Origin of the sequence: Fibrella musci (assembly GCF_041321105.1) — a bacterium.
GTDB classification, from domain to species: Bacteria; Bacteroidota; Bacteroidia; order Cytophagales; family Spirosomataceae; genus Fibrella; species Fibrella musci.
On sequence record NZ_JBGGWD010000002.1, the window covers coordinates 665264 to 685017 of the forward strand.

A 19754-nucleotide genomic window follows, 5' to 3' on the forward strand; every position below is an offset into this window, starting at 1 on the left:
GATAAAAAGGGGCTATCAACTCACCAGTTTCCCCTCGATTGCTTTGGCGACGGCTTCGGGGGCGGAGTTGACGTGAAGTTTTTCGTAGATGTTCTTTACGTGCCAGTGTACGGTATGGTAGCTCAGGCAGCAGGCGTCGGCGATCATCTTGTAGCTCATGCCTTTCACCATGCAGCCCAGCACTTCGCGTTCGCGGTCGGTGAGGTCGACGTAGGTAGGTTGTGTCTGCACAAACTGCTGCTGAAACATACCCAGCACCTTCGCCGCGATTGTGGGCGACATCTGTGCCCCGCCGTTATACACGTCGCGCACGGCCTGCACGATCACCTCCGGATCGGGGCTTTTGAGCACGTACCCAGACGCTCCGGCGCAGATTGCCGCGAACACCCGATGCTCATCTTCGTAGACCGTCTGTATCAGCACTTTCGTGTCGGGGAACGTCGCTTTGATGGTCTGTAGCGCCTCGATCCCCGACACGCCCGGCATCTGAATGTCCATCAGTACCACGTCGGGTTTGTGCTTCCGCACTTTGGCCAGCGCGTCGTTGGCGTCGGGGAAGGCGCCGCAGAAAAACAGGCCATCGGCGCTTGCCAGGTACAGACCAAGGCTTTGCCGTAGGCTCTTATTGTCTTCAAACAGCACGACGCGGATCATGACAAACGTGGTTAAAACGAGTAGCAAAACTGCCGGTAAGTCGGCGATAACGTACCCCCTAATTCTGGTGGTATTTCACAGGCTTGGCACCAGCAAGGTCAGTTGTGTACCATGCCCCGGTGCCGATTGCAGGGTCAGCTCAATAAAACTCAGGGCGGCCCGTTCCCGAAAATTCTTCAGGCCGTTGCCTGCGTAATCAGTGGAGGTGTCGAAGCCGCGCCCATTGTCGCTAATGACCAGGCACAGGCCTTCGGCGAGCGGGCTTACTTCGATACGGGCTTTGGTGGCGGCGGCATGTTTGGCGATGTTGTTAATGGCTTCTTTCACTATCAGATACACGTGTCGGCGCTGATCCATGCTCATAGTCTGCTTGTTACCGGGCGGTGGCGCATAGTCGAACTCAAACGCTATGCCTTGCGTGGTCAGCACCTGAAACCCAAACGATCGCATTTTTTCGAACAGCTTGTCAAGCGAGTCGTTGTCGGGGTTGATGGCCCAGATCGTATCGCGGATGGTGTAGATCGTTTCTTCCGAATCGGTCATAATCGTGCTCAGGATCGACTGCACGTCGGGCTGCGAATCGCCCACTTTTTTCTGAGCCAGCCGGGTCGAGATGGCAATGCTGCTGAGGGTAGCACCCACTTCGTCGTGCAGGTCGGCGGCAATTCGGTAGCGGATATGCTGCACTTTCAGCTTCTGCCGGAAGGTGTAGAGCAGGAAAAAGTAGATGGCCGCGCCTAACAGCAGCATAACGTACCCAACCACCGACGGCACAAACCACCATTCTTCGGTCAGTTCGCGCTCGACCTGCACCGGTATCAGGTACGTAGCCGACAGCCGACCACGTACCTGATACCGAACCCGAAGGGTGTAATCACCACCGGTCAGGTTGGTGTAGCGGGCAACAGGATAAGGGCTGCTCTGCCATTGGCGGTCAAACCCGACAAGCTGGTATTGATACGTACCTGAGCCGCCTGGAATGGGGCTGAAGAAGATGGAAACATCGTTATCCAACGCGGCCAGCCGTAAGGGTTGCCCGGCCTGTATCGACAGATTGCGTCCGTTTGCCAGAACCCTAACGACCGTCGGGATAGCCGCACCAATCCCAACCGCCGGCAGCAGGCTCAGGCAAATGGCAAGCAGGTACGTTGTGGTAGGCATGGCGTTGATCGCCCTTACGGCGAATTACCCACGAACGTACCAATAAGTTAGGTATTTTCAGCAGCCTCTAAGTATTTCCAGCAGCTTCAGTGCGCTACAGCCCCATAGCGCGCTTCCCTCAGACGGACCCTCGTGCCGGGGGAAGGCCATTTTTGGGTCCGCTGCACAATGAACAGCCGATCGAACTCCTGCTCGCCAATGCTCGTAACGGTGGGGGTGGCTCCCAACGCCCGTACAATCTCCAGAATAGTGTTGCTGTGGCCTACCACGAGGCAGGTCTTTTTCTGGCGGAGCGTTTCGGTAAAGGCGGCAAGCACGTCGGCCTGCCTGGCGGGGTCGGCGTAATTGTAAAGCGTAATGGCTACGCCAGTGGCTTCCGAGAGCGGCGTAGCCGTGAGGCGGGTACGTCTGGTGTCAGTACTGAAGATATGCGTGATGCCTTTGTTTCGGAGCGAATCGGCCAGCACGCGGGTGCGGGTTTCGCCAGCAGGTGTAATAGCATCCTGCCCTGGCACCCGGTCGGCGTGGCGCACAATGTAGTAGGTGCGGGTCGTACAGCTACTGGCCAGCAAGAACAACAAGGCTAAAAGGGTGTGGGTGGTAACTTTCATAGCAGTGACGTGAATACGTTTCCGTTACGGTTTGCGGTTAGTGGGAGGTTGGTTGGGGGGCAGGCGCAAGGTCGCGATTCGTTTGCCCTGGCCGGTTAGTTCCAGTTGCTGGATAGCCGGGTCATTGGGTAGCAACACTTCAAACGTGAACGTACCCGTTGGGCTGCGTGGTCCCACTCGCTGGCTTTCACAACTCCGCACAGTCTCGGGCATTTGTATCGAATAGCCCCCCAGCCGTTTGCCATTCGTGCCAATAAAACTGATCCCGAAAGGCGCACCCATCTCTTGCGAAAAGGGTAGTTTACCCGGCCTGACTACCCGCCGAACGGGCGTATAGACCCCATTGGTGACCGACACGGTCAGAGCCTGATGCTGATGACGGGCATCGTTGAAAAAGGCAGGGTTGAACTGACCCGCTGCCTTATCGAGCTTAGGCAATTCGGTATCCAGGCGTTTGCGCTCATCGTCCGATGGCTTCTCAGTGTTAGTCTGAGCATGGAGCAGTACCGGAAACAGGACCGTCCCAAGCAATAACAGGTTTGTTTTCATGGCTTTATGACGTCATTAGCTTATTCGCTCCCCCGTTTCAGGAGTGCATACAGAATACGGTCTCGGCACGGTTTTTCGTAGGGATGCATCGCTGTACCCGACGACTCCATCACGCAACTGGTGGGGCAAAGCTTGTACCAGCCACTGCTCCCCATCTGATGGGCATCGGCGGTGGTCATACCCCGTCCGGGCGCATCGGCCTGGCAAGCTGCCAGGCTGCTCCAGTTAGTGGGCAGGGTGGCTTCCTGCCAATGTGAGCCCGAGGGGTATTCGTCGGCCAGTCGGTAGAAGCAATGGCCGCTTTCATGCAGAAACGTACCCCGCACGTAATGTTCGGCAGAAAATAGATTTTTGTCGGGTTCGTTGAAATCGCGGATACTGCGGCTGTGCAGAATGGCCTTACCCTGGGCAAAACTCAGGTTATCCCAGTTGGCAGGCAGTTCGTGATCGTGCGTTTCGGTGTCGAAGTCATGGGCGTGGCCAGCATCGGGATTAATGAAGAAGTTGTACGAACTCCTGAACCGACGTACCCAGTCTTCACCGTGGATCACCTCGTCGATATCGGTCTGCACGGCCGTTCGGAAAGTAGTCATATCGGCTGCCATGTCTGTATCGGGAATAAAGACCAGGTTCATGACACTGTTGATGTCGCCTACTACATACACTGGCGCGGCCTGACCCGCAACGGGATAGGGCCGGGTAGCAAACGAAATACGGTGCTGGTAGGTCTGCTTAGATCCTACTACTTCGAATCGGTACGTCACGAAGCGGTTGGTACCATAGCCGCTACTCCGGGTAAAGGTCAGCGGAAAATCGGTAGCGGCGGGGGAATTCCAGGTACGTAGCAGCTGTTCTGTTGGACTTCCCGACACTTGCCCGGCGGCATTTACGTTCTGAACCACCTCAAAAAGCCGTACCGTTTTGGCGTCGCCTTCAACCCGCCGGAGCGAGTAGGTTACCGTTTCGGTACTGGCCGGAAAAATGGGGCTATGAATAGCAAACGTTTGAGGCTGCTCTACACAGGCAAAAAATGATTGGCAGGCGACAAGCAACAATGCCAGCCGAAACAAGGGAATAGGTTTACAAGACATAGTTGAGGTACGTTTAGGTGAAGATAGGATTCGAGAAATCAGGCAAATGCACAACTAATGACCTGACTTTCAATACACAGCACGACAAGACTTGATCTACCGGAAGCCGATTGATTAACTGGCAACCAAACGAAAGAAGCCCGACGACGTAGCCTGATTAGTATAGAACAGGCCATGTCGTCGGGCAAACATACAGGCAATATCCCCGTTGCGAACCCGCCAATTCAGGTGGTATTCGGGGGGTAGAGCAAATCGCTTACGCGCCTAGTTGACGGGCAAAACTGGCGGCGTCCCAGTTGACCGTCAGGCTCTGGATTTGGTCGGCTTCGTTGAATGTGAAGACAAAGACATGGTCAGAGCCGAAGCGGAGCCCTTTGCTGGGAATACCCAGAAACTCCTTTGCCTGTGTGCCGCTGATCGTTACGTTAGCCGTTACGGTATCACCCTCAGCCACCAGTTGATCAACGGTGTTGCTGATGTCGGGGAAACAGTCGATGAGCGAGTCCCAGACGGCTTTACCGAACGTCCAGAACGTACCCAGCCCCGCCTCGCCGAGGGGCAGAAAATGAACGGTGGCGTCGGGGGCAGCCAGGCCAATCATGCGGGCGGTGTCGAGGTCGTCGTAGGCCGTAAAGAAGGCCAGACAAGCGCCTTTGCGGCTCAGAGCGGAAACAGATTCCTGTTGGGTGGTCTGCATGGCAGTTAGGGGTTTATTTGGCTGAAAGTGATCCTTGTGGATAGTTGGGATGCTGTTTGATCTTGGCGATCTGGCGCAAATGCCGGTCGACGTGGCCCCACTGGAAAATGTAGACCTGGTGCATATTGCGCGGATACGGCGTGGCGGTTCGTTCAAAATGAGCGCGCATGTCGGCCGTTGTTTTGCCGACGAACTCGATGGTCTGATTGCGCAACCGCAGGAAGAACGTCAGGTTGTTCTTGCCGTCGATGAAGCCGCTGGGTCTGGCAAAGTCAGGGGCGTTGTGTGGCGCGGGTTCCATAATCCATTCCCTGTAGAAGCTATCCGGGCGGCTGGTCTGATTCAGTTCGGGCAGGGGTTTGTTGCCGATGCCTTCCCCCACTTCCCGCGCCCAGATGATCTCCCAAAGGGCCAGGTGCTCAACCACTTCGCCGATGCTCCAGCGGTCGGGCGATTCGCGAAACGCCCATTGCGCGGGCGTCAGGTTTTCGGTTTCGCGAGTCAGCGCGTCGCGGGTCCGTTTCAGGTTGTCGATCGTATAAGCACGGTCGGCTTCGGTCCAGAGTTTGGGCGGCGATTGGGCCACTACCGGACTGGCCGTCAGCAGCAGGGCGATACAGCCGTAAACAATGTTCATGACAAAGGGAGGTTTGTGTGTGGCTCAAAAGTCGCACCGCTGCCCCGCCCCGGATTGTATAAATGCGACATTACCGCGCCAGATAGTGACTCAGTTCGGCATTGTCTTTCACGTAGAGGGTAGGCCGCTTGCCCATAAACTGCGTGAACTCCCGGATGAAATGCGACTGATCGTAATAGCCCGCCCCAAAGACCACATCCTGCCAGTCGGTTACCTGCCAGCGTTGCGATGCCAATTGGGCACACAGATACCCGACGCGCCGGATACGGGCGTAGTATTTGGGGCTCACCCCCACTTTCTGGAGAAATTGCCGCTCGAACTGCCGCCGACAGACATACAGATCGTCCAGTAACTCATTGATGGTGAGCACACCACACCGGTCTACAATCAGGTTGGCGGCAAAGTCGGTCCGGTCGAAGTGGTTACCCCGGCGCAGCAGTTGCCGGTTCAGGAATTGGTCAAGCAAGGCGATTCGGCCGTCAGTTGTCCGGCAATCGCCAATCTGTTCGTGCAGGTACGTTATCGACGTACCCAGCACATCGGTCAGGCTCACGCGCTCGTCGTTGAATTCGTACATCGGCAACCCGAAGAGCGTGCTCAGCCCCGCCGGTCGAAACACGATGCCCACCATACCAAGTTGCCCAGCCAGTTGCAGTTCATACTGCCGGGTGGCCTGCCCGGTCAGGAAGGCCACCGGAATCGTGGTTATCGTATTCCCGGTACGTACCTGATAGGGATCGCCGTAGACAAACACCATCGACGCAAAACCCGTCGGCGGCGACTCGATCCGCAGCGGCGTTACCAGCCGATCCTGCTTTTCCCACACGAAATAGCACTCCACGAAAGGAGCCAGCTGCGGGGCCGGTTTGTGTTTCTGGTAGTGCATTGGCCTGATCGTCAAGCCATGAAGCTACCTAACCGGGTGGTTAGCCAACCGATGACTTTAGTAAGTGGCATTAATTCTTACGAATCGTGTGGGGGGTATTGGCTCGCAGCGCATCCATAAGCCGCCAATACAGGTAGCCGGTACATCACAATCGGAAATAAAATGGATATTGAGCCCCAGCCAACCCATCCCTTTCATCATAAATGCAGTCCAAAATCGTTTAAATAAGGTACTACGAAATAGCCGGTCGAAAACGTTATTATCTTGGGCGGGTTAATCGGTTATCGCTCACTTCGTTACTATGAGATTCTTTACGCAGGCCTCACTGCTGTTGATACTGGGTGCGGCCATTGGCCTCGGCGGGTGCAACTCAGCCATGCAGGCTTATAAAAAAGGGGTTCGCCACTTCGAGGCGGGCGAATACAACCTGGCGCTGGGCCAGTTTGACAAGGCCAGCAAAGGCACGATCGATGCGGCACGCCTCAATTATTACACTGCCGAGTCGTATCGTCTCTCCAACCGCATTGCGCAGGCGGTGCCGTTTTATCAGAAGGCGATCGATGCGGGCGCCGGTTCAACGGTATCGGCCGACGCCACAGCGCCCAAATCGGGCGTTACCGACCCGGATCTGCGCCTCAACTACGCCTATGCCCTGAAAGCGAGTGGCGACTACGCGGCTGCCCAGGGTCAGTTGCAGCAGTACCTCGACAGCCGCCCCAAAAACAAGGTCGGGCTGGCTAAAGCGCAGCGCGAGATCGAAACGCTGAAGGCGATCAACCTCATTTCGTCGAAACAAACCGACTACCGCCTCACCAACCTCGGGGGGCTCAACTCGCCCGGCACCGAGTATGCGCCCATCCTGCGCGGCGATGAACTGGTGTTTACGGCCTCGCGCAAAGACGTTGTCTACAAAAACAATGGCTTAGCCATGACGGGTCTTTACAAGGCCAAAATTGGCCAGACCCCCGATGAAACCGGCGCCGGTGGACCACAACTCTTTAGCGGATCGGTCTTCCAGAACGACGTGAACGAAGGCACGCCTGCTTTCTCGAAAGATGGCAAGATGATGATCTTCGCCCGGGGCAACAACGGCAAACGCAAAGGTGGCCTCGACGTGGATCTGTACATGAGTCGGCAGGATCAGGGCGGCAACTGGGGCATTCCCTTCCGGCTTCCCATTTCCGACTCGACGGCCTGGGATGGCTCACCCGCTTTCTCGGCCGATGGCAAAACGCTCTATTTCGCCTCGAACCGGGCCGGTAGTGTAGGCGGCATCGACCTGTACCGCGCCAACATGGACGCCTCGGGCCGGCTGGGGCGCCCCGTCAACATGGGCCGCGACATCAACACGCCCGGCGACGAGCTATTTCCCTTCGTGGCCGCCGATGGTAAACTTTATTTCTCATCCGACGGCCACCCCGGCCTCGGTAAGCTCGACATCTTCGTAGCGACCCGGTCGCAGGGGGTTATCCGGGTCGAAAACATGGGCGTACCTATCAATTCACCCGCCGATGACTTTGGTCTCACCTTCCCCGAACCAAACCGGGGGTATATGGCCAGTAACCGACCGGGCGGCAAAGGCGACGACGACATCTATCTGGTTCAGACCGGCGCCGATTCGCCCAAAACACCCGGCGATTCGACAACGATTGCACAGAATCCGCCCAAACCCGGCACACCCGGTGCACCCAAGGTCGTGCGCTATTTCCTGGCGGGTACCGTAGCCACCAACAGCACACCCAACGCCCCGCTCGACTCGGCCCGCGTTCGGATTATCGACGACTCAAACGAGGCGACCGTAGCCGAAACGACGACCGGGCAGCCAGGTACGTTCGGTAAGTTTCCGGTGCAGGAAGGCAAAACGTATAGTGTCGTGGCCGAACGCCCCGGTTACCTCACCCGCCGCGAACCCTTCACGATGCAGGGCCGCAGCGTACCCGAGATGTTCCTGACCAAACCCGAGACCGATACGACGTTCAACGTGGCTTTGCTGCTCGATAAGGTAGAGTTGAACAAGACGTTCGTACTGGAGAACATCTATTACGATCTCGACAAGTATGCCATTCGCCCCGACGCTGCCGAAGAGCTCGACAAACTCGTGACGATTTTGAAAGACAACCCGACCTTGAAAATCGAACTTAGCTCACACACCGACGTGCGTGCCCCGGATGCCTACAACATGACGCTGTCGCAGAACCGGGCCAAAGCCGCCGTCGATTACATCATCTCGAAAGGCATTGACGCCGACCGATTAATCGCGAAAGGCTATGGCGAAACGCAGTTGATTGTGAAGCGAGCCCGCACCGAAGAAGAGCACCAACGCAACCGTCGCACCGAGTTTAAGGTGTTGGCTTTATAAACCTATAAGGTCTTGAAGACCTTATAGGTTTGACAAAAATGCCGGCTGTAAATCAGCGGGCATTTTTGTTTAAGTGCCGTCATACCGGACTGCGGGAATAAGTGCCAAACAATGACCCGACTCTCATTTGTTCGTCTAAAGCATGATGAGGATTGCTGTACTTTTCTGGTTCATCACGCTCGCGGCCACAGCGCAGGCACAAATTACCCTTCGAGGGCGCGTCATTAATGCGGCAGATGAACAGCCCGTGCCCTTTTGCAGTGTCTTTCTGGCCAACACCAACAAAGGCACAACCGCCGACGAAAACGGCGCTTTCACCCTAACCAACGTACCTGAAGGCCGCTACGAACTCGTGGTGTCGAGCGTAGGCTTTGAAACCTGGACACAGCGGCTGTCCGGCCAGTCAGACGATGCCCTGCTGATTCGCGTACAACCCACCACTACGCAGCTAAAAGAGGTAGAAGTCAATGCGTTTGGACCTGAATGGGAGAAACAGTACGCCCTGTTCAAGCAGTTTTTTCTGGGCACCAGCAAGAATGCTCAACAGTGCCAGATTCTGAATCCGAAAGCGATCTGGTTTGAGCAGGACCCCGCCACCGGGCGACTTACGGGCGGCGCCCGCAAACCACTTATGATCGAAAACCTGGCGCTGGGTTACCGCATTCAGTACGTACTCGACCGGTTTGAAGCGGAGCCCAATCAGCAGGCGGTAACGTACCTGGGCTACCCGGTGTTTGACGACATCAAACCTAAAAATCGGCGCGAAGAACTGCGCTGGCAACGCGCCCGGCTCGATACCTACGCGGGCTCAACGCTGCATTTTCTACGCGCACTGTACGCCCGGAAAACCAACGAGCAGGGGTTTATCATCCGGCGGGTGCTCGAACGGGCAACGGATTCTAGCCGGGTCAACGGGGATTGGCAGGTGCGAAAAGCCCGTTTTCTGGTGAAAGATCCCCTGCCGCCCACCTTTCTGATCGACGACCGCGAATCGACCGAAAGCGCTAAAGCACTTACCTTCGACACACCCATTCAGGTCATTTTCAAAGGCGAACCCGAACCACCTGAATACCAAGACGTACCCGATGAGCAAGGCACCCTCGGGCGGACGGCGGGCGTGCAAACGTCGCTGATTCGCCTCACCAAGCCGATGGTGCTGCTCGAAGCCAATGGGAATTATTACGAACCGCTCGGCTTGGCATTTGAAGGCTATTGGGGCTGGGAAAAGATGGGCGATTTGCTGCCACTTACGTATCAGCCTTAACAGGAGTTTGTCGTTTGTGGTTTGTAAGTTCGTGGCGGCTCACTAACGCATTGGTTATCGGGCCTACCTATAGAGTACAAACGAAAACGACAAACCTGCCATGTTGAACGACCGTCTACGCCAATTTCTGGTTGTCTTCGTCACCGTTTCGCTGATCGTCATGAACGGCCTCTCTAATATCCGCGTGTTCGGGCCGAATACCAATGCCGACATTTCTGCCAAATACGATACGCTGGTAACACCCGCCGGCTATGCCTTTTCGATCTGGGGCCTGATTTTTCTGGGATTACTAGGCTTTTCGGTTTATCAGGCACTGCCCAGCCAACGGCATAATCCTCGGTTTCGAACGGCGGGGCCCTGGTACATTATCAATGGCATTGGCAACGCTATCTGGAGCCCCATTTTCAATCAGGGCTGGATTGGGCTGGCGCTGGCCGTGATTCTGGTCATGTTTGCCAGTCTGTTTATGGTGATGGAGCACCTGCGGATCAACCCCCGCACCGATATGGCCATGATGCGACCCGTGAAAGTAGGCGAAACGTGGCTGGCGCGGGTTCCGTTTTCGATTTACTTCGGCTGGCTCACCGTTGCGACCATCCTCAACATTACGGTCTGGTTCCGGGCCACCCGCTTCGATCTGTCGGGCATTTCGGAGCCGATCTGGGCGGTTGGCGTGCTGGTTATCGGCCTGATCGCCGGGGCGGTCTTGTTCAACCGCTACCGCAGCGCCGCCTACATGCTCGTCTTTACCTGGGCCTACGCCGCCATCGCCGTTAAACAGGCCGATCTGCCAACGGTAAAATTCGTCGCTATCGGCGGGGCGGTGATCGCCGCCCTGCTAGCCCTCTACGGCCTCTTCGCCCCCCGCCAACAACGGGCTACTGTTTGAATGAATAATGTATGATGGACAGTGTATAATGGGGCTGACGCAAGAGTAAGACGCGTCAGCCCCATTATACACTGTCCATCATACATTATTCATTCACTTAAGCGTTCACTAGCTTCATCATGGCTTCGGGGTAGCGCAGGCCCGCAACGGCGTCTTTGGGCGAAATGGCTTCGATTTGGGCCAGATCGTCGGGGGTAAGCGTTACGTCGAGCGCGCCAATATTTTCCTGTAGGTACGTCCGGCGTTTGGTGCCGACGATCGGCAGAAACTCCTCACCTTTGGCCAGAATCCAGGCCAGCGCCAGTTGCGACGCGGTTACGCCTTTGTCGGCGGCCAGCGCCTCAATCCGCCTCACCACGTCGAGGTTCTTCTGGAAGTTCTCACCCTGAAAACGCGGCGAGTGGCGGCGGTAATCATCGGCGTCCAGATCCTCGAACCGTTTGATCTGCCCCGTCAGGAAACCCCGGCCCAGCGGGCTGTAGGCTACCAGCGTGATGCCCAGTTCGCGCACGGTCGGCAGCACGGTATCTTCGATGTCGCGGCTCCAGAGCGAATACTCCGACTGCACGGCGGCAATAGGATGCACCGCGTTGGCCCGCCGAATGGTCTCGGCGCCGGCCTCCGACAGACCCAGGAAACGCACTTTTCCTTCCTCAACCAACCGGCTCATCTCGCCGATAGTGTCCTCGATCGGCGTGTTCGGATCGACCCGGTGCTGGTAATACAAATCGATATGGTCGACGCCCAGCCGCTTCAGACTTCCCTCGCACGATTGCCGCACGTAGTCGGGTCGGCCGTTGATGCTCCGTTTTGTCGGGTCGTTGGGATCGCGCACAATACCGAACTTGGTAGCCAGCACAACCTCGTCGCGGCGGTCGCGGATGGCTTTTCCAACCAGTTCTTCGTTCGTATACGGGCCATACATATCGGCCGTATCGAGCAGATTGATCCCCGCGTTGAGCGCAGCGTGAATGGTGGCGATCGACTCGTCGTCGTTACGTTGACCGTAGAAATCGGTCATACCCATGCAGCCCAGCCCTAACACCGATACTGACTGGCCACTCTGGCCAAGGGTTTTCATTTTCATAGTGATTCTGTTGATTACGATACTGATTCAGCAGCAGAACAAGCGAGAGCAGGGCAAATGGTTCGGAGCAAGCCGAATAGTTAGCGACCGTGCCCGGCCGTCACCATTGGGTAAGTGGCTCCCGCATATCTACACGACAATGCACCGCCCGCTCGTTTTATATAAAGCCTTTCCTAGAAACTCGTCTGAAGGCATTGTTGCTCAACGCGTATACCTTTGTTCATGCTTTATCCTTTTCGCCACACCTCATCATTTTTTTTAACTACTTCGCTACTAATTAGCAGTCTTGGCGTCTTGCTAACGTACCCGGCAAGGGCTCAGGCACCACGTCAGCATCAATACCAGGCAGAGGCGGGTACGTTGCTCGCCACCGATCAGACTCCCTTCTGGCTACGCGCCAATCAATATGGTATCGTACCGCTGAAAGGGCCGGTTCTGCGCCTACGGGCGGGCCTCCGCTCAGACTACCGGCTCGCCGACAGCACCGGAGCGAGGCCCACCGTCGATTGGGGCTATGCGCTCGACGCCGTTTCCAACGTAGGCGCGACGAATCAACTGCTGTTGCCCGAAGCGCACGTGAAAGCCCGGCTGGGCAATCTTGAATTCTACGCAGGTCGGAAGCGGGAAGTCGTTGGCCTGGTCGATACGCTATTGACCACGGGTGCCTATGCCTGGTCGGGTAATGCGCTGCCGATTCCAAAAATTCAGATTGGGTTGTATCAGTATACCTCCGTGCCGTTCACAAAAGGCATCGTCTCTTTTTTGGGTGCTTTTGCGCACGGCTGGTTTGAGAACGATGGCCGGCTGGTGAAGGGATCTTACCTGCATCAGAAATACCTCTATGGCCGCCTGGGTAAGCCCACCTGGCCTTTCCGGCTTTATGGCGGGTTCAATCATCAGGTTATTTGGGGCGGGCAGGCTGCCCCCGGTGTGCTAAGTGATTTAGTGTCTGTAAATGGGCAACTTCCTTCCGGCATCGAGTACTACCGGGCCGTTGTGTTTGGCTCCCGCGGACAATGGAAGCCCGGCGACCCCAACGTGACCTCCTTTGAAGACAACCGCATCGGTAACCACCTCGGCTCGCTCGATTTTGGGGCCGACGTGAATCTGAGCCACTGGAATTTGTATGCCTACCGCCAGTTTTTTTACGACGATGGGTCGCTTTTCTACGGCACCAATCTGGCTGATGGCCTCAATGGGCTTCGGCTCAAAAACCGCCGCCAACCCGACGGGGAAGCCTTCTTTCTACAACAGATTACACTGGAGTTTCTGTACAGCGCCAGCCAGGGAGGCGACGCCTTTGTGATCGACGATTCGGACCTGCGCGGGCGCGACGACTATTTCAACCACGCCCAATTTCTCGACGGTTGGGAATACCGGAACCGGATCATCGGCACGCCGTTTTTCTCATTGCCCAACGAAACGCGTCCGTCGCTACCTCAACGAGTAGGGGTGTCCAACAACCGGGTAAGCGTAGGGCATTTTGCCGTTAAAGCACTGGTCAACGGCCGTATTGACCTAACTAGTCGCCTCTCGCTCTCGCGCAACCTGGGTACGTACGCCCTCTCTTACCCCACTGCGCCAATGCAATTTTCAGGCCTGTTTAGTGCCGCCCTGCCCGTATCGGCCTTTGGTGGGGCCACGCTGAGCGGTTCGCTGGGTCTCGATCTCGGCGGCTTGTTACCAACAAGCGTGGGTGTGTATGTAGGGCTGCGGAAGACGGGCTTGCTGAGCCGTTCCACAACGTATTGATGTTCGTTTAGTGAAACCTCTTATGTCTGTTCAGCCACCCATTCCGCTTTCGCATACGCTTTTTCTGTTGCTGGGGGCCAACCTCGGCGATCCGCGCCAGACATTTACCGAAGCACGGCAGCAACTGACCGAGCAGGTTGGTATTATTCAGCAGGCATCGGTGCTCTACGAAACCGCCGCCTGGGGTGTCACCGATCAACCAACGTACCTGAATCAGGTATTGCGGCTGGGTACGTTACTCGCGCCCGACGCCGTACTGGAACGTACCCAGGCAATTGAACAGGCGCTGGGCCGGGTACGTCGGGAACGGTGGGGCGCCCGCCTCATCGACATCGACTTGCTGTTCTACGACAACCTCGTCTTACAGACGTCTACCCTCACGCTGCCGCATCCGCTGCTGCACGAGCGCCGCTTCACGCTGGCCCCGCTGGCCAATATCGCCCCCGAATGGCTCCATCCGGTACTTGGCAAAACAGTAGCGCAGTTGCTGGCCGAATGCACCGACGCGAGCGACGTACACCAACTCATCTTTTAATCTTGCACCTCTCTGTGTAGCTCTGTGCTCCTCTGCGAATCTCTGTGTTACAGCTCTTTTCGTGGCTTCTCATCAATTAAATTCTCACAAAAACACGCCTTAACCGCTTGTGATTCACTAATTTTGCGGCCGTTCAGTTGCTAAATTTTCAATAAAACGACAGAAACTATGTCTGCCGCCGTAGCAAGCTCTGCCAGTCTGCTGGCCGATCGGATCAACGCCCTCGAAGAGTCTTCGACACTGGGTATGACCAAGATGGCCCGCGAACTCGCGGCTCAGGGTCATAAAGTCATCAGCCTCAGCGTGGGTGAGCCCGATTTCAAAACACCCGCCCACATTTGCGAAGCCGCCAAAAAAGCCATCGACGACGGCTTCCACGGCTACAGCCCCGTAGCGGGTTACCCCGACCTGCGGAAAGCCATCGCCGATAAATTCAACCGTGACAACGGTCTCAACTGGAAGCCCGAAAACGTGGTGGTCTCAACGGGCGCCAAGCACTCACTGGCCAACGTGTTGCAGGTGCTGGTAAATCCCGGCGACGAGGTAATTATTTTCTCGCCTTATTGGGTAAGCTATTCCGAAATGGTAAAGCTCGCCGAAGGTGTATCGGTGGTGCTCGACGGTCCGTTTGAAAACGAATTCAAGGTAACGCCCGAGCAGTTTGAAGCCGCCATTACCGACCGTACCAAGGTGGTGATGTTTGCCTCACCCAACAACCCCACGGGCTCGGTTTACACCGAAGCCGAACTGCGGGCCATTGGCGAGGTGGTTGCCCGCCACGAGAACGTCTATGTGCTGGCCGACGAAATCTACGAATACATCAACTTCACACCGGAAGGCCATTTCAGCATCGGTTCGATGCCCGAAATCCACGACCGGGTGATCACCGTCAACGGGGTGGCGAAAGGCTACGCTATGACGGGCTGGCGCATCGGCTACATCGGTGCCGCCAAATGGATTGCCGAAGGGGTTGAAAAACTACAGGGTCAGGTAACGTCGGGCACCAACTCGATTGCCCAGAAAGCCGCCGTGGCGGCTCTGAATGGCCCGCTGGAACCTAGCCGCGAGATGGCACAAGCCTATCAGCGCCGCCGCGACCTGGTGGTAAAGCTGCTGAAAGAAGTGCCGGGCTTCAAGGTGAACGTACCCCAGGGCGCGTTCTACGCCTTCCCCGACATCAGCGCCTACTACGGCAAGTCGGACGGGACGACGACGATCCACAACTCCGATGATTTCGCGACCTGGCTGCTCAACAAATCATTTGTAGCAACCGTAGCTGGCTCGGGCTTTGGGGCTCCCAACTGCCTGCGCATCTCCACCGCTGCTTCCGACGAAGCCCTCGCCGAAGCCGTGCAACGGATTAAGGATGCCGTAGCGACGCTGAAGTAATGAATAATTGATAATGTACAATGCACAATGGGGGCTGACGCTAGAGTAATATGCGTCAGCCCCCATTGTGCATTGTACATTATCAATTATTCATTCATCTACACCAACTCCCGCACCTGCATCAGATCGGCGGGGAGGGTGATTTTCGCCAATAGCTTCTCTTCGAGCAGATTAGCCCACTCGTTCAGGTACGTTACCACGTCGTCGCGGCGATTGTGTTTCAGAAAACGCGCCTCCAGGGGCAACCGCACGAGCACCTCGCGGTCGTCGAGTTTCTCTAAATGTTTCAGGTCTTCCAACGCCAAACCCGCGCCGAGCATCTGGTTAATGATGACATCGAAGGGTAATTGGCTTGTGTCGCAGTAATCAGCAACCTGTTCGTTCCAGTCGCCGTAGCGTTGCATGGCATACTGGTGAATTTGGTCACGCGTCATTTTCGTTAATTCTTGGGCAAGGTTGCCACAGTTACAGCCACCCATGTGCCCCCACTGGTAGGGAGCTCCTTCGGCCAATTTGCGGGCCGTGCGGCGTAAAGCGTCGATCAGTTCCGGATTGGGACGTGCCATTGTGAAGTTTGACGGTTGAAGTTTGGGGTTTGCTGGTTTTCACCCACATACGGTCAGCAAACTACGAACTATACACTGTTTCGTCAACGCCCTGCTCAACAAGATTGTTCATCCCAAATCGGCTTGCGGCTAAACAGACGGGCATTACCTTTGGCACCCTATTCTATCTCCTCACCGTGATTGCTTCCTTGCTTCGGACCGGTTTGTTCATTGGCCTTGCCGGCTTGCTGGCAGGCTGCTTTACCAGTCGTCCTCAGCCGGTTTTTCCGTTTACGCCAGTCACACAGACCTATTCGGTAGCGCAGCTACAGACCGACTTTCGGCTGATGCGACGCGCCCTCGAAGAAGCGCATCCTGGCCTCTACCGCTACCACTCTCGTGATAGTGTGTCGCGGTGGTTCGATACGGCGTTTGCGCAGCTCACCAAACCCATGACCGAACTCCAGTTTCGGCGGGTCATCGAGCCGGTAGTCGACCGCATTGGCTGCGGCCACACCGACCTCTACGCGTCGAAGTTGTTTACGGCTTACCGGAAAAAGCACCCGCTGCGCCCCTTTCCGGTCGATGTGGCCGTGCTGAATGATCGGCTGTATGTGCGCGACAACCGCAGCACCGACTCCACTATCCAGCGCGGCAGTGAAATCCTCGCCGTTGACGGGCAACCAACCCACACGCTGCTCAACCAGTTTTACCGGTACATCTCGTCGGACGGCTATAACCAGACGTTCAAGTCGTATGTGCTGAACACAGGCAGTTTTGGCTCCTATTACGCGCTGGTTTGCGGCATCGACTCTACCGCCCGCCGCCTCACCTTCCGCGACACAACCGGCACCGTCCGCACACTCACGTTCCGCACCCGCCCTGACAAGCTTCCTCCCCGCCTCGACTCGCTCGATAAGCGGAACGTACCGGCGTCGAGCCCCCGTAAGCGGCCAAAACCCGACAAAGCCCCCGACGAGCAACGACAGTTCTGGCTCTCCGAGCGCGACTCGTCGGTGGCGATCATGAAAGTGTCGTCGTTTTCCGGGTTTGGGCAACGGATGTTTTTTCGGCAGAGTTTCGAGTCCATTGCCGCCAGTAAAACCATCAATACCCTGGTCGTTGATCTGCGCGGTAATCTGGGCGGCAACTCCGGTACGAGCTTGCGGTTGGCGTCGTACCTGATTGATAAACCCTTTCAGGCATACACGCAGGTGGATGCACCCGTGCGGAATGTGTCCTTCAACCGGTATCTGGGTTGGAAATTCTGGCGGTTCTGGCTGCGGAATTTCTTCACGCGCCGCACCCCCGAGGGTACCTACCGCCGCACCGGCACCACCAGCCTGATCAAGCCCATCAGGCGCTACGGCTTCCGGGGACGCGTTTTCCTGCTCGTCAACGGAGGTACGTTCTCGGCGGCGTCCATTTTTGCTTCTCTGGTGAAGCATAACAGCGCGGACCGGGTCACCGTTATCGGGCGCGAAACAGGGGGCGGGGCCTACGGCTGCAACGCCTTTACCTCGCCCTACATGACCCTACCCGAAACCGGCGTACAGCTACGGCTCCCCCTCTACAAAATTGTGCTGGCGATTCCCGGCCAGGATCAGGGCCACGGCGTCCTGCCCGACGTACCTGTGGCCTACACCGTACCCGCCCTCCTTTCTGGCCAGGATCTGGACATCGAAAAGGTATACGAGCTACTGCGGTAGTGGGCAGGGGGCAAACAGGTGCTTTTGTCCCCAAGCCCCTCAACAAATAAGCCCTCAGACAGGCGTCCGGAGGGCTTATCGACACTACCTACGAGTGAATTAATTAATGCTGGGCGACTGCGCCGGGGCTGAAGCGGGCATCAGCAGTTTGCTCATGAAATTGGGGAAGTAATACACCCGGTACAGGCCGTTGTCGTTGATGACCCACCTTTCGCGCTGGGCAATCCGAAACAACCAACTCGATACTTCCGACTGCCCGGCCCGGTAGCCCTGATCACGGAGATACAGTTTTACGTTCAGCGTGGTGGTACTGCCCTCGGCCAGCATCAGCATGGTAGCAGCCATCCGCACCGCCTGACGATTCAATGCTTTAAGTTTCATGGAGACTAGTTGTTAGGGCCATTGCCTTCGGCGTCATCGATTGTCGTTGTTGCTTTTACGATGAATGACAATCAATAACTACGAATGACGCCGAGGGCAAATGACCTTTTTAGCTTTTTATACGGACCAGATACCGGATGGTGCTTTGGTCCTGATTATAAACGATGAATTCGTTTTTCAGCAGGCTTTTGCCGCGCTGGGCATACACCGAATCATAGTGCTTGCCCCGCTGTTTCAGCTTGTCGGCATCGAGGTCGTAGCACCATACTTCGTGCTGATCAACAACCAGTTGCTTGCCCACGTGCACTTCATAAATCGCCAAGTACGCTTCTTTTTCCCGACCACCGGCCCAAACCGAACCGTGGAGTGAGGTGTAGTTGAGCGACTTGCTGAACTGATCGGCGAAATAGACGCCGTAGCCAAACATTTTGCCCGTAATGACAGCATTGGTTGGGCGCAGGACGAGGCCAGTTTTCAAAATCGACAGCCAGTTTTCGCTGCGGCTACCGTGCCAGAGCAATTGCGTTTTGGGGTGTCGGGCTTCCGCCATGTGCAGCGCAAAGGCCACCTCGGTCCGGGCCTGACTCACGCTGAAGGCGGCATCGAATTTGTCGGCATCGGGGCCCATCATGCGCTTGATGAACGTTAGGATGCGGTCGTCGGTAACGGGTTCGATGCTCAGGCCAAGCGTATCGAGCAGCGGGGGGGGCGTGGTTTCCGGCGAATCGGTAGGCGTGGCATTCAACTCCACCTGGCTCCGCATCACGTCAAGCGTTTCCTGCTCAGCGGCCAGCCGGTCGCGCAGGGCCTGAAGGTCAGCGTCAGTCTGCGGGGTCTGCGTTACCAGGTGCTGATTTACCCGGCCCATCTTGCGCGGAATCGTCTGGAACAGCGTCAGGAGGGTGTCGTTATACACGGCGGGGTCGAGCGTCAGGCTCATCATGCCGGCCAACTGATCGAGCAGTTGCTGGGCTTTCTCGACCTGTTGACGCGTCACCTGCTGCGCTGTTACGACGTAGTTACGGAAGATCGACTGGCGGGCGTAACCGATCAGTTTATCCACCAACGAGCGCACCGTCTCGTCGGCGATGGTTTCTGTGCCTGTCGACTCCGGCTTGTCGGCATACAGGTGCGTCTGATCAACGTAGCCTTTGGCCAGTTTCTCCCGGATTTTGTTGTCCCACAGCGCGATTGGGTACGTTGCCGTGCTTTTGGTACTACCCACCCGGCCATATTCGACCTTAAACGTACCGTTGGCTGTCTCGCGCATTTCGTAATACTTATTGTTGTTCTGCGCCGACACCATAATCAGCTTCACGGTGCGAAGGGCCGTAATATCCTGCGCGGCCATCTGGCTTGGGGCAGGCGTAGCCGTAGTCGTCAGCGTGGGGGGCTTACTGGTGGTTGGGGTAACGGCTTTGAGCGCATCGGCCGGATCAGCCGTGCCCATTATATGTTGGATTAACTGAGAAAGCATAGGAAAAAGGCTTTACCACAGCGACACCGAGCCCCGCAAGGGCAGTCCAGTGTTCATGGCTTCATACTCAGTGCCTCTGTG

19 protein-coding genes are annotated in these 19754 nt (G+C 56.5%); 7 read left to right on the forward strand and 12 right to left on the reverse strand.

What is annotated here, in order from left to right; genetic code table 11:
* Positions 1-15: 15 nt before the first annotated feature.
* The 8 genes from ACAW74_RS08485 to ACAW74_RS08520 all read right to left on the reverse strand — a co-directional run bounded on the left by ACAW74_RS08485 (position 16) and on the right by ACAW74_RS08520 (position 6286).
* Positions 16-654 carry a response regulator transcription factor gene (locus tag ACAW74_RS08485; RefSeq protein WP_370697755.1) on the reverse strand — a complete coding sequence of 213 codons (639 nt, stop codon included), beginning with the start codon at positions 652-654 and terminating at the stop codon, positions 16-18.
* Positions 655-729: 75 nt separating this feature from the next.
* Positions 730-1815 (reverse strand): ATP-binding protein, encoded by a 1086-nt coding sequence (locus ACAW74_RS08490; protein ID WP_370697756.1) that lies wholly within the window; start codon positions 1813-1815, stop codon positions 730-732.
* Between the two features lie 86 nt (positions 1816-1901).
* A complete protein-coding gene (locus ACAW74_RS08495) occupies positions 1902-2426 on the reverse strand; it encodes a SixA phosphatase family protein (RefSeq protein WP_370697757.1) in 525 nt (174 codons plus the stop codon).
* Between the two features lie 24 nt (positions 2427-2450).
* On the reverse strand, positions 2451-2975 hold the full coding sequence (locus ACAW74_RS08500) for a hypothetical protein (protein WP_370697758.1): 525 nt from the start codon (positions 2973-2975) through the stop codon (positions 2451-2453).
* A gap of 20 nt (positions 2976-2995) precedes the next feature.
* Positions 2996-4066, reverse strand: a complete 1071-nt coding sequence (locus ACAW74_RS08505; protein WP_370697759.1) for a hypothetical protein — start codon at positions 4064-4066, stop codon at positions 2996-2998.
* A gap of 256 nt (positions 4067-4322) precedes the next feature.
* Positions 4323-4763 carry an ester cyclase gene (locus ACAW74_RS08510; protein WP_370697760.1) on the reverse strand — a complete coding sequence of 147 codons (441 nt, stop codon included), beginning with the start codon at positions 4761-4763 and terminating at the stop codon, positions 4323-4325.
* A 13-nt stretch (positions 4764-4776) separates the two neighbouring features.
* Positions 4777-5400 carry a DinB family protein gene (locus ACAW74_RS08515; RefSeq protein ID WP_370697761.1) on the reverse strand — a complete coding sequence of 208 codons (624 nt, stop codon included), beginning with the start codon at positions 5398-5400 and terminating at the stop codon, positions 4777-4779.
* A 70-nt stretch (positions 5401-5470) separates the two neighbouring features.
* The gene (locus ACAW74_RS08520; protein WP_370697762.1) at positions 5471-6286 is read right to left on the reverse strand and encodes a DUF6597 domain-containing transcriptional factor; all 816 of its coding nucleotides are present in this window, start codon (positions 6284-6286) and stop codon (positions 5471-5473) included.
* A 301-nt stretch (positions 6287-6587) separates the two neighbouring features.
* On the opposite strand from ACAW74_RS08520, the gene ACAW74_RS08525 reads away from it, so the two are divergent.
* The 3 genes from ACAW74_RS08525 to ACAW74_RS08535 all read left to right on the forward strand — a co-directional run bounded on the left by ACAW74_RS08525 (position 6588) and on the right by ACAW74_RS08535 (position 10798).
* Positions 6588-8645: a CHU_0125 family OmpA-like outer membrane integrity protein gene (locus tag ACAW74_RS08525; RefSeq protein ID WP_370697763.1), complete on the forward strand. Its 2058-nt coding sequence runs from the start codon at positions 6588-6590 to the stop codon at positions 8643-8645.
* A 142-nt stretch (positions 8646-8787) separates the two neighbouring features.
* Complete coding sequence (locus ACAW74_RS08530; protein ID WP_370697764.1) at positions 8788-9909, forward strand: carboxypeptidase-like regulatory domain-containing protein; 1122 nt, start codon at positions 8788-8790, stop codon at positions 9907-9909.
* A gap of 100 nt (positions 9910-10009) precedes the next feature.
* A complete protein-coding gene (locus tag ACAW74_RS08535) occupies positions 10010-10798 on the forward strand; it encodes a TspO/MBR family protein (protein ID WP_370697765.1) in 789 nt (262 codons plus the stop codon).
* A gap of 97 nt (positions 10799-10895) precedes the next feature.
* Here ACAW74_RS08535 and ACAW74_RS08540 read toward each other — a convergent pair whose 3' ends face one another.
* Entirely contained in the window at positions 10896-11885 is a 990-nt protein-coding gene (locus ACAW74_RS08540; protein WP_370697766.1) for an aldo/keto reductase, read from the reverse strand.
* A 222-nt stretch (positions 11886-12107) separates the two neighbouring features.
* Here ACAW74_RS08540 and ACAW74_RS08545 point away from each other — a divergent pair, with 222 nt between their 5' ends.
* From ACAW74_RS08545 to ACAW74_RS08555, 3 genes are all read left to right on the forward strand, one after another.
* Positions 12108-13637, forward strand: a complete 1530-nt coding sequence (locus tag ACAW74_RS08545; RefSeq protein WP_370697767.1) for a capsule assembly Wzi family protein — start codon at positions 12108-12110, stop codon at positions 13635-13637.
* A gap of 22 nt (positions 13638-13659) precedes the next feature.
* Complete coding sequence (gene folK / locus ACAW74_RS08550; RefSeq protein ID WP_370697768.1) at positions 13660-14172, forward strand: 2-amino-4-hydroxy-6-hydroxymethyldihydropteridine diphosphokinase; 513 nt, start codon at positions 13660-13662, stop codon at positions 14170-14172.
* 168 nt (positions 14173-14340) lie between these two features.
* Positions 14341-15561 (forward strand): pyridoxal phosphate-dependent aminotransferase, encoded by a 1221-nt coding sequence (locus ACAW74_RS08555; RefSeq protein ID WP_370697769.1) that lies wholly within the window; start codon positions 14341-14343, stop codon positions 15559-15561.
* A gap of 98 nt (positions 15562-15659) precedes the next feature.
* Here ACAW74_RS08555 and ACAW74_RS08560 read toward each other — a convergent pair whose 3' ends face one another.
* Positions 15660-16127 carry a hypothetical protein gene (locus ACAW74_RS08560; RefSeq protein WP_370697770.1) on the reverse strand — a complete coding sequence of 156 codons (468 nt, stop codon included), beginning with the start codon at positions 16125-16127 and terminating at the stop codon, positions 15660-15662.
* A gap of 176 nt (positions 16128-16303) precedes the next feature.
* On the opposite strand from ACAW74_RS08560, the gene ACAW74_RS08565 reads away from it, so the two are divergent.
* The gene (locus tag ACAW74_RS08565; protein WP_370697771.1) at positions 16304-17815 is read left to right on the forward strand and encodes a S41 family peptidase; all 1512 of its coding nucleotides are present in this window, start codon (positions 16304-16306) and stop codon (positions 17813-17815) included.
* Between the two features lie 99 nt (positions 17816-17914).
* On the opposite strand, the gene ACAW74_RS08570 is transcribed toward ACAW74_RS08565, so the two are convergent.
* Both ACAW74_RS08570 and ACAW74_RS08575 read right to left on the reverse strand, forming a co-directional pair.
* Positions 17915-18196: a hypothetical protein gene (locus ACAW74_RS08570; RefSeq protein ID WP_370697772.1), complete on the reverse strand. Its 282-nt coding sequence runs from the start codon at positions 18194-18196 to the stop codon at positions 17915-17917.
* A 109-nt stretch (positions 18197-18305) separates the two neighbouring features.
* Entirely contained in the window at positions 18306-19673 is a 1368-nt protein-coding gene (locus tag ACAW74_RS08575) for an ADP-ribose polymerase (protein WP_370697773.1), read from the reverse strand.
* Between the last annotated feature and the right edge of the window lie 81 nt (positions 19674-19754).

What these genes read in the sequence shown, in the direction of transcription:
- ACAW74_RS08495 (WP_370697757.1), bottom strand. Translation starts at nt 2,426, where the DNA reads ATGAAAGTTACCACCCACACCCTTTTAGCCTTGTTGTTCTTGCTGGCC.
- ACAW74_RS08520 (WP_370697762.1), bottom strand. Translation starts at nt 6,286, where the DNA reads ATGCACTACCAGAAACACAAACCGGCCCCGCAGCTGGCTCCTTTCGTG.
- ACAW74_RS08515 (WP_370697761.1), bottom strand. Translation starts at nt 5,400, where the DNA reads ATGAACATTGTTTACGGCTGTATCGCCCTGCTGCTGACGGCCAGTCCG.
- ACAW74_RS08490 (WP_370697756.1), bottom strand. Translation starts at nt 1,815, where the DNA reads ATGCCTACCACAACGTACCTGCTTGCCATTTGCCTGAGCCTGCTGCCG.
- ACAW74_RS08555 (WP_370697769.1), top strand. Translation starts at nt 14,341, where the DNA reads ATGTCTGCCGCCGTAGCAAGCTCTGCCAGTCTGCTGGCCGATCGGATC.
- ACAW74_RS08560 (WP_370697770.1), bottom strand. Translation starts at nt 16,127, where the DNA reads ATGGCACGTCCCAATCCGGAACTGATCGACGCTTTACGCCGCACGGCC.
- ACAW74_RS08535 (WP_370697765.1), top strand. Translation starts at nt 10,010, where the DNA reads ATGTTGAACGACCGTCTACGCCAATTTCTGGTTGTCTTCGTCACCGTT.
- ACAW74_RS08485 (WP_370697755.1), bottom strand. Translation starts at nt 654, where the DNA reads ATGATCCGCGTCGTGCTGTTTGAAGACAATAAGAGCCTACGGCAAAGC.
- folK (WP_370697768.1), top strand. Translation starts at nt 13,660, where the DNA reads ATGTCTGTTCAGCCACCCATTCCGCTTTCGCATACGCTTTTTCTGTTG.
- ACAW74_RS08540 (WP_370697766.1), bottom strand. Translation starts at nt 11,885, where the DNA reads ATGAAAATGAAAACCCTTGGCCAGAGTGGCCAGTCAGTATCGGTGTTA.
- ACAW74_RS08500 (WP_370697758.1), bottom strand. Translation starts at nt 2,975, where the DNA reads ATGAAAACAAACCTGTTATTGCTTGGGACGGTCCTGTTTCCGGTACTG.
- ACAW74_RS08570 (WP_370697772.1), bottom strand. Translation starts at nt 18,196, where the DNA reads ATGAAACTTAAAGCATTGAATCGTCAGGCGGTGCGGATGGCTGCTACC.
- ACAW74_RS08575 (WP_370697773.1), bottom strand. Translation starts at nt 19,673, where the DNA reads ATGCTTTCTCAGTTAATCCAACATATAATGGGCACGGCTGATCCGGCC.
- ACAW74_RS08525 (WP_370697763.1), top strand. Translation starts at nt 6,588, where the DNA reads ATGAGATTCTTTACGCAGGCCTCACTGCTGTTGATACTGGGTGCGGCC.
- ACAW74_RS08530 (WP_370697764.1), top strand. Translation starts at nt 8,788, where the DNA reads ATGATGAGGATTGCTGTACTTTTCTGGTTCATCACGCTCGCGGCCACA.
- ACAW74_RS08545 (WP_370697767.1), top strand. Translation starts at nt 12,108, where the DNA reads ATGCTTTATCCTTTTCGCCACACCTCATCATTTTTTTTAACTACTTCG.
- ACAW74_RS08505 (WP_370697759.1), bottom strand. Translation starts at nt 4,066, where the DNA reads ATGTCTTGTAAACCTATTCCCTTGTTTCGGCTGGCATTGTTGCTTGTC.
- ACAW74_RS08510 (WP_370697760.1), bottom strand. Translation starts at nt 4,763, where the DNA reads ATGCAGACCACCCAACAGGAATCTGTTTCCGCTCTGAGCCGCAAAGGC.